We start from the raw sequence: 7,326 nt of genomic DNA on the forward strand, positions 1-7,326 counted from the left end.
GCCCATGAACACACCGAGCGAGGACTATCACGCACTGCTCGCGCGGCATGACGCGATGCGGCTGCGACGGCGCATCCTGGCCCCGGAGGGAAGCACCAACAGGGCCGCACGCCCCGCCGCACCGCATACGTACGACGGTGCGGCCGACCAGTCGCTCATCGGTGAGTTCCTGCCGTTGGTGGGCCCGCTGGAGGAGCTGATCGCGGACCTGTACCTGGCGCTGTTCGACCGGCACCCGTACCTGCGGTCGCTGTTTCCCGAGTCGATGGCGTTCCAGCAGGCGCACCTGGCGTCCGCCTTCCGGTATCTGATCGGCAATCTGCACCGTGTGGACGCGGTGGCCGAGCGCTTCGCGCAGTTGGGGCGCGACCACCGGAAGCTCGGAGTGCGCCCGGCGCATTTCGCCGCGTTCGAGGGAGCGCTCGTCGAGGCGCTGCGCGCACGCGCGGGGGCCCGGTGGACCGTGCCGCTGGAGGACGCCTGGCTGCGGATGCTGCGGCTGGCCGTCTCCTCGATGGTCCGGGGCGAGGACGACGCGATCGCCGAGCCCTCCAGTTGGGAGGCCACGGTGACGGCCCACGAGATCCGCGCCCCCGGTCTCGCCGTCCTGCGTGTGCGGCCGCACCAGCCCTACCCCTTCCGAGCCGGGCAGTACGCCTCGGTGGAGACGCCGTTGCGGGAGCAGGCCTGGCGCCCGTACTACCTGGCGCGGGCCCCGCTCCAGGACGACGAACTCGAATTCCATGTGCGGGCCGGCCGTGCCGGAGGGGTGAGTGACGCGCTGGTGCACGGGACGCGGGCGGGCGACACCCTGCGGCTCGGCAATCCCCGCGGCATGCTGACGCTGTCCGACGAGGCGCTGTCCTCCGGCATCCTGCTGATCGCCTCCGGTACGGGCTGGGCCCCGATGAAGGCGCTGCTCCAGGAGATCGATGCCGCCCCCTCCCCCAGGCCCCAGGTGCGGCTGCTGCTGGAGACCGGCACACCGGAGGAGTTCCGGCCGGCCGCGGGCATGTACGACACGGCGTACCTGGAGGCGTTCCAGCGAGGACGGCCGTGGCTGACGGTCCTGCCGACCCATCCGGCGGTGCACGCCGCTGGAGGCGCGCTGCGGGTTCTGAACGAGGTGCTCGCGGCGCGGCCGGGACCCTCCGAAGCCCCGCACGCCTTCCTGGCGCTGGCCCCCGAGGCGTCGGCGGCCGAGCCGGCGCGGACCGTGGCTGCCGGACTGGCCGACGCCGGGGTGCCCGCGGCACAGGTTCACCGGGACACCTCCGAGGTCGTGGACGTCACAGGAGCGTCTGCCAGTACGACAGGAACCGGATCAGTATCAGCATGGCGATGACCAGGCACCAGGTCACCGGCACCACCAGCGGGAACTCCAGCGCGGCCGCCACCAGGGCCCGCGGGGCCCGGAGCACTCCGTGGCGCAGATTGTGCAGGGTGGTGTGCCAGAACATGAAGACGGTGGCCACCCACACGAGCACGCACCACAGGCACAACGCGCCTATCTCGTACAGCGCCTGCGTCATCAGCCACATGCAGAAGACGGCACCGGCCAGCGTGCCGAGGTTCAGCCCCCGCCAGTACCAGGGCCTGTAGCGCGCTCCCGCCAGCAGGCCCGCACCGGCCCCGAGCACGACTCCGAAGGCGATCAGGCCGATGAGCGGGTTGGGGAAGCCGAACACCGACGCCTGCTCACTGCGCATCACATCCGTGCACGACAGCACGGGGTTGAGGGAGCAGGCGGGGACGAAGCCGGGGTCGGCGAGCAGTTCGAACTTGTCCACGGTGATCATGAAGGAACCCAGCAGGCCGAGCGCTGCCGTGATCACGAGCAACAGGCCGAAGCTCCTGCGTGCCCCGACACACGTGAGGGAGTCGGCGCCGCCCGCTTCTCGGCCCCCTGTCCCCACCGGCGCTCGCCGCACCGCCGTCACGCCCTCCCCCGTACGGAGCCTTCCGGCCAGACGATCTCCACCTGGATCCCGCGCGTACGGGCGAAAGCGACCAGGTGGGCGGTGGCGTCCCGCCCGTTCGAGAGCGAAGCGTCCCACACGGCGAACACGGTCCGGCTCTCCTTGACCAGGCTCTCGTCGGCACCGACGCAGGCGTCGCGGTCGGCCGGGTCGAAGGCCAGGAGCCGTACGTGCTCGGCCAGGACCAGCAGTTCACCTGCGGCCCTGCGGTCCGGTTCGGGCAGGACGGCGGGTACCACGCCCTGGGCCGGCAGCAGGACGGTCAGCTTCCGGCCGGCCTCCCGGGCGGCTCGCCCGAACACCAGGGGCAGGCCGGATCCCGCGCGCACGAGTGCGGCCGCGCCTTCCGCCAGACGTTCCAGCCGCGCTCTCAGCTCGGCCTCCACCAGTTCCAGGGTCCTGCCGCTGAGATCCCTGTGCCCGACGACCGCGATCACCGTGTTCCCCTTCCGCACGTCCTCGATCCGCCCACCCGGCGAAACGCCTCGCACCTCGCGGGCGGCCCCGGTACCGCCGTCGGGCCGGTCCGCAGCGTGCGATACCCGCAGTGAATCCGGGCAGGGCCCGTCCCCAACAGGGCCGTTCGGCCCCGGGCCGTTCGGCCCTGTCGCCACGCCGCGAACGCGCGATGTACTCGAGCGGCAGGCGAGGAGACCAGGAGATGAGGCCGCACCATGCGCCACGTACGGCATCAGTGGCACCGGACATCCGCGGAGCCGGCGGGATCCGGTCAACCGGGTCCGCGTGTGCCGCGGCGGACGGTCGAGCTGACGGTCGACGAGTCGATGGCGCTGCTTCAGGGTGCGCCACTCGGGAGGATCGTCTTCACCCGGCGCGCGCTGCCCGCGATCCGGCCGGTGAACCACCTGCTCGACGGCGGACAGATCGTCATCAGGACCCACCGGGACTCGGAACTCTTCCACCAGGCCCGACAGCACGCAGACCGTGGGTTCGTGGTCGCCTACCAGGTCGACGACATCGACCGGCTGACCCACCTGGGCTGGAGCGTGGTGGCCACGGGGTACTGCCGTCCCGTCACCGACCCGGAGGCCCTGCTGCGGTACGAACGGCTGATCGGACCGTGGCCGGACCGGCCGATGGGGGCCGCGGTACGCATCAGCCCCGACCTGGTCACCGGGATCCGGCTCACCGCCCGAGGTGCGTGACCGCGGCTCGGACGGACCGCCGCGCGCGGCGCGGGAAGGCGGAGCCCGGGGCCGTGGATCCGCAGGCCGGCGGGGCACCGGGTGCCGCTCGCCGTCGCGTCCGGCGGCGAGCGGGCTCGTCAGGGGACGAGCAGGGTCTTGATCATGCCGTCCGCCTTCTTCCGGAACGTCTCGTACGCCCCGGGCCCTTGTTCGAGCGGCAGGTGGTGCGTGGCGAAGGCGTCCACGCCCAGCGGGTCGTCCTCGTTCAGCAGCGGCAGCAGATCGTCGACCCAGCGCCTGACATTGGCCTGGCCCATGCGCAGCTGGATCTGCTTGTCGAACAGAGTGAGCAGGGGCATCGGGTCGACCGAGCCGCCGTACACGCCGGAGACGGAGATCGTGCCGCCCCTGCGCACCAGATCGATCGCCGTGTGGAGCGCCGCGAGACGGTCTGTTCCCACTAGCGTATGTGTCCGGCGCACGAGGGGCATCCGGTGAGGGACCGCCCCGGACACGGTGACCGGGTTGCGACGAGGGCACCTGCCGGACAGGGCCGGTCAAGTGGTGTCGGGGCCGCGCACGCGTGACTCGCGGTGTCCACGGGGGAGATGTCCGCCGTACACCGTCACCTCGTCGCAGGAGCATCATGTCGCCTCAGAGTCCCATCCCTCGCTACACCGTTCCCGGCCTCAGCACCAAGGAAGGCGGCCGGCTGATCGACTTGCTGGGGATGCGCCTGCACGCCCTCAACGACCTGGCGCTCGCCCTGAAGCACATCCACTGGAACGTGACCGGCCCCCACTTCATCGCCGTCCACGAAATGCTCGATCCGCAGACCCTGGCAGTCCGTGGCATGGCGGACGGCACCGCGGAGCGCATCTCGGCCCTGGGCGGTGTGCCGCAGGGCACCGCGGGTGTACTGGTCGCCGAGCGGACGTGGGACGACTACAGCGTGGGCAGGGCCGACGCGATCGCCCACCTCGGCGCACTCGACCTCGTCTACACCGGCATCATCACGGACCACCGGAAAGCCGCCGCGGAAGCGGGTTCCGTCGACCCGGTCACCGAGGACCTGCTCATCGAGCACCTGCGGTGCCTGGAACAGTTCCAGTGGTTCGTCCGCGCCCATCTGGAGAACAGTGCCGGGGCTCTGACCACGGCAGCCGCCACCGGCGAGCAGCAGGCCGCCGCGGCAGCCGGGCCGCCGCGCACGACCCCCGCGAGGAAGACCGCCGGCACCAAGCGCACGGCCAAGAAGGCCGCCACCGGCAAACGCACCCGCTGACGTGAATCGACGGGTCGGCGGTCGACGCGCGCGAGGGTGCCGCGTCGCGGGCGAACACGCCCGGACGACGGTGGCGCCGCGACGTACCCGATGTGCTCCTCCCGGGCGGCAGCCCTCCGACGGACATGCCTATGGTGAAGGAACCGCTTGCCGGCCCAGGGGTGCGCAGCGCCACTGCGGCCACAGCCCGTCGAGGAGGTCGATATGACCGGCGCAGCCAGTCCTCTGCACGGCCGCGTCGCCGTGGTGACCGGCGCCGCGCGGGGTATCGGTGCGGCCGTGGCGCGGAGACTGGCTCACCGTGGGGCGGCGGTGGCCCTGCTCGGCCGGGAGGAAGCGACACTGGCCGAGGTGGGCGAAACGCTTCCCGGCCGCGCCCTGTGGTGGGACGTCGATGTCACCGACGACGCCGGGATGAGGCGGGTGGCCGACGACGTCCGGGACCGACTGGGTCCGGCGTCCGTCGTGGTCGCGAACGCGGGCGTGGCCGAGGGCGGCCCGTTCGCGGAGTCCGACCCGGTGAGCTGGCGGCGCGTGATCGAGGTGAATCTGATCGGCAGTGCGGTCAGCGCACGTGCCTACCTGCCCCAGTTGCGGGAAACACGCGGTTACTTCCTGCAGGTCGCCTCGTTGGCTTCCATCGGAGCGGCACCGATGATGAGCGCCTACTGCGCCTCCAAGGCAGGCGTGGAGTCCTTCGCTCATTCGCTGCGCGCCGAACTCGCCCATGAGCGCGTGGGGGTGGGTATCGCCTATCTGAACTGGACCGACACCGACATGATCCGCGACGCGGACGAGCACCCCGTTCTGCGGGAACTGCGCGCGCACATGCCCAGGCCCGCGAGGAAGGTCTACCCGGTGGATACCGTGGCGGAGCGCATGGTGCGTGCGATCGAACGCCGCAGTGCGGCCGTGTACGCACCCGGGTGGCTCCGGGCCACGCAGGTGGTGCGTGGCGCGATGCCGGTGGTGGTGACGGCGCTGTCCCGCCGGGAGATCCCCAGGCTGCAGCGGGAGACCTCGTTCGCGGCGACGGGGCTGCTGGGGGCGGGCGGCCGGGCCGATGTCGGCGGCCGGGGACGGGTGGACGGCTGAAGCGTGCGCGCCGACGCCTGCCTGCGCTGCGGAGGGTTCCCCGCGCTGGCGACGGGTGAGGACCACGCGCTGGTGGCCGCCGCGCGCCTGACGGCACGCGCCCGGGACGGATACGGCGACCATCTCGGCCGGCTCGCGGAGCGCGTGGGGCTGCTCGACTGAGACCTGCCGGGAGCGGACCCTGCCGGTCGCGGGCCGGCGGCAAGGTCCGGCGGTCACCGAACCGGTCGGCAACGGCGGGCGTTCCGGCCGCGCAGCGCGGCGCGGGCGGCATTGGCCCCGGGTGCGCCGTGCACGCCACCACCCGGGTGAGCGGCGGCGGAGGCGAGATACAGGCCCTTCACCGGTGTCTCGGGCCGCCCGGTGCCGGGCGTCGGCCGGAACACCAGCTGCTGGTGTGCCGCCGCGGTTCCGCCGTTGATCGCACCGCCGCGCAGGTTGGTGTTCATGGACTCGAGGACGGGCGGTGCGAGGACGCGGCGGGCCGTGATGCGGGAGCGGAAGCCCGGCGCCCAGCGTTCGACCTCGTTCTCCATACGGTCCGCCATGGCTTCCTGTTCACGCCGGTCCCAGCACCCGGTCAGCCCGTCCTCACCGGCGTCCCCCTTGATCCGGTGCGGTACGTGGGTGTAGGCCCAGGCCGATTCGGTACCGGCCGGCGAGCGGGTGGCGTCGGCCGTCGTCATCTGTCCGAAAAGGAGGAAGGGGCGGTCGGGCACCCGGCCCGTCGCGATCTGGGCGGAGAAGCGGGTGAGACCGTCGACCCCGTCGGCCAGGTGGACCGTCCCCGCGGAGGCAGCCTCCCCGGCGGTCCAGGGCACCTGGCCGCTCAGCGCCCAGTCGACCTTGAAGGTCGCGAAGTCCCACTGGAACCGGCGAAGATCGATCAGCAGCCGGTCCGGAAGGTGCCGTTCGTCGACCAACTCGCCGTACAGCGCCGGTGCGGACACGTCGGCGAGTACGGCACGGGCCGCCGGTACGGCCTCGCCCCCCGCCGTGCGCACGCCGACGGCGCGGCCGCCGCGTACGACGATCTCGCTCACACGTTCGCCGCAGCGGACGACACCACCGTGGCGCTCCAGACGGCGCACCAAGGCCGCCGTCAGCGCGCCGGCCCCACCGACCGGCACCGGAAAGCCGTAGGTCTGTCCGAGCATGGACATCAGCCATCCGAAGCCGCCGCTGCCCGCCGCCTCGGGGCCCAGGTCCGCGTGCAGCGCGTTGCCCGCGAGCAGGAGCCGCCCCGCCTCACCGCGGAACTCCTCCTCACCCAGCCGGCGGACCGGCAGGAGCATGGACCGTGCCGGCCGGAGCCCTCCGGCCACCCGCAGCCTGGCGGCGAGGCGGACGGCGGACCGCACCGGGGGGAAGGGGGTGAACAGAGCGCGCAGGATGTCGGGGCCGAGGCTGTTCCACGTGGCGCACAGGTCGAGCCAGGCAGCGCCGTCACCCGGTGCGAACGCGTCCAGGCCCGCGGCCGTGCCCTCGGCCCCCCGTTCGAGGACCGCGCACCGGCCGTCCGGCAGCGGGTGCGCCAGAACACGCGGGGCGCTGCTCCAGGCGAGTCCTTCCTCCTGCAGCGCCAGGTCCGCGAGGACCGGGGAGGCTGCGGCCAGTGGGTAGAAGGTGCTGAAGAGGTCGCTCACGTAGTCGGGGTGGACACCCCGATCGCTGCGCACCGCGCCGCCCGGTTCCGGCTGCTCCTCCAGGACCTCCACGTCCCACCCTGCGGCGGCGAGCAGGTTCGCCGCGACGAGACCGTTGGGTCCCGCGCCGATGACCACCGCGTCCGGCATAGATACCTCCCGCTGTTCTCGTC

8 protein-coding genes and 1 pseudogene are annotated in these 7,326 nt (G+C 72.5%); 5 read left to right on the forward strand and 4 right to left on the reverse strand.

Annotated elements, in window-relative coordinates:
- The first annotated feature begins 4 nt into the window (after window positions 1–4).
- Window positions 5–1,345 (forward strand): globin domain-containing protein, encoded by a 1,341-nt coding sequence (locus tag AB0F38_RS08085; RefSeq protein WP_361888448.1) that lies wholly within the window; start codon window positions 5–7, stop codon window positions 1,343–1,345.
- Here AB0F38_RS08085 and AB0F38_RS08090 read toward each other — a convergent pair.
- Together AB0F38_RS08090 and AB0F38_RS08095 are read right to left on the reverse strand one after the other, a co-directional pair.
- On the reverse strand, window positions 1,290–1,916 hold the full coding sequence (locus AB0F38_RS08090; RefSeq protein ID WP_361888451.1) for a vitamin K epoxide reductase family protein: 627 nt from the start codon (window positions 1,914–1,916) through the stop codon (window positions 1,290–1,292). The two genes, AB0F38_RS08085 and AB0F38_RS08090, sit on opposite strands and share 56 nt — an antisense overlap.
- Window positions 1,917–1,936: 20 nt before the next feature.
- A complete protein-coding gene (locus AB0F38_RS08095; protein WP_361888900.1) occupies window positions 1,937–2,416 on the reverse strand; it encodes a hypothetical protein in 480 nt (159 codons plus the stop codon).
- A 237-nt stretch (window positions 2,417–2,653) separates the two neighbouring features.
- On the opposite strand from AB0F38_RS08095, the gene AB0F38_RS08100 reads away from it, so the two are divergent.
- Window positions 2,654–3,145: a pyridoxamine 5'-phosphate oxidase family protein gene (locus AB0F38_RS08100; RefSeq protein WP_361888453.1), complete on the forward strand. Its 492-nt coding sequence runs from the start codon at window positions 2,654–2,656 to the stop codon at window positions 3,143–3,145.
- A 119-nt stretch (window positions 3,146–3,264) separates the two neighbouring features.
- Here the strand turns inward: AB0F38_RS08100 and AB0F38_RS08105 are convergent.
- Window positions 3,265–3,579, reverse strand: a pseudogene (locus AB0F38_RS08105) (glutathione-dependent formaldehyde dehydrogenase); the annotation flags it as partial.
- 194 nt (window positions 3,580–3,773) lie between these two features.
- Here AB0F38_RS08105 and AB0F38_RS08110 point away from each other — a divergent pair.
- From AB0F38_RS08110 to AB0F38_RS08120, 3 genes are all read left to right on the forward strand, one after another.
- A complete protein-coding gene (locus tag AB0F38_RS08110) occupies window positions 3,774–4,412 on the forward strand; it encodes a DNA starvation/stationary phase protection protein (protein WP_361888456.1) in 639 nt (212 codons plus the stop codon).
- A 204-nt stretch (window positions 4,413–4,616) separates the two neighbouring features.
- Window positions 4,617–5,507, forward strand: coding sequence for an SDR family oxidoreductase (locus AB0F38_RS08115; RefSeq protein WP_361888459.1), 891 nt, complete (start codon window positions 4,617–4,619; stop codon window positions 5,505–5,507).
- Between the two features lie 3 nt (window positions 5,508–5,510).
- Window positions 5,511–5,669, forward strand: a complete 159-nt coding sequence (locus AB0F38_RS08120) for a hypothetical protein (protein ID WP_361888461.1) — start codon at window positions 5,511–5,513, stop codon at window positions 5,667–5,669.
- A 53-nt stretch (window positions 5,670–5,722) separates the two neighbouring features.
- Here the strand turns inward: AB0F38_RS08120 and AB0F38_RS08125 are convergent, their stop codons facing one another.
- Window positions 5,723–7,303: an NAD(P)/FAD-dependent oxidoreductase gene (locus tag AB0F38_RS08125; protein WP_361888464.1), complete on the reverse strand. Its 1,581-nt coding sequence runs from the start codon at window positions 7,301–7,303 to the stop codon at window positions 5,723–5,725.
- Window positions 7,304–7,326 lie beyond the last annotated feature (23 nt).

Source organism: Streptomyces sp. NPDC025273 (genome assembly GCF_040638585.1).
In the GTDB taxonomy this organism is placed as follows: domain Bacteria; phylum Actinomycetota; class Actinomycetes; order Streptomycetales; family Streptomycetaceae; genus Streptomyces; species Streptomyces cinereorectus.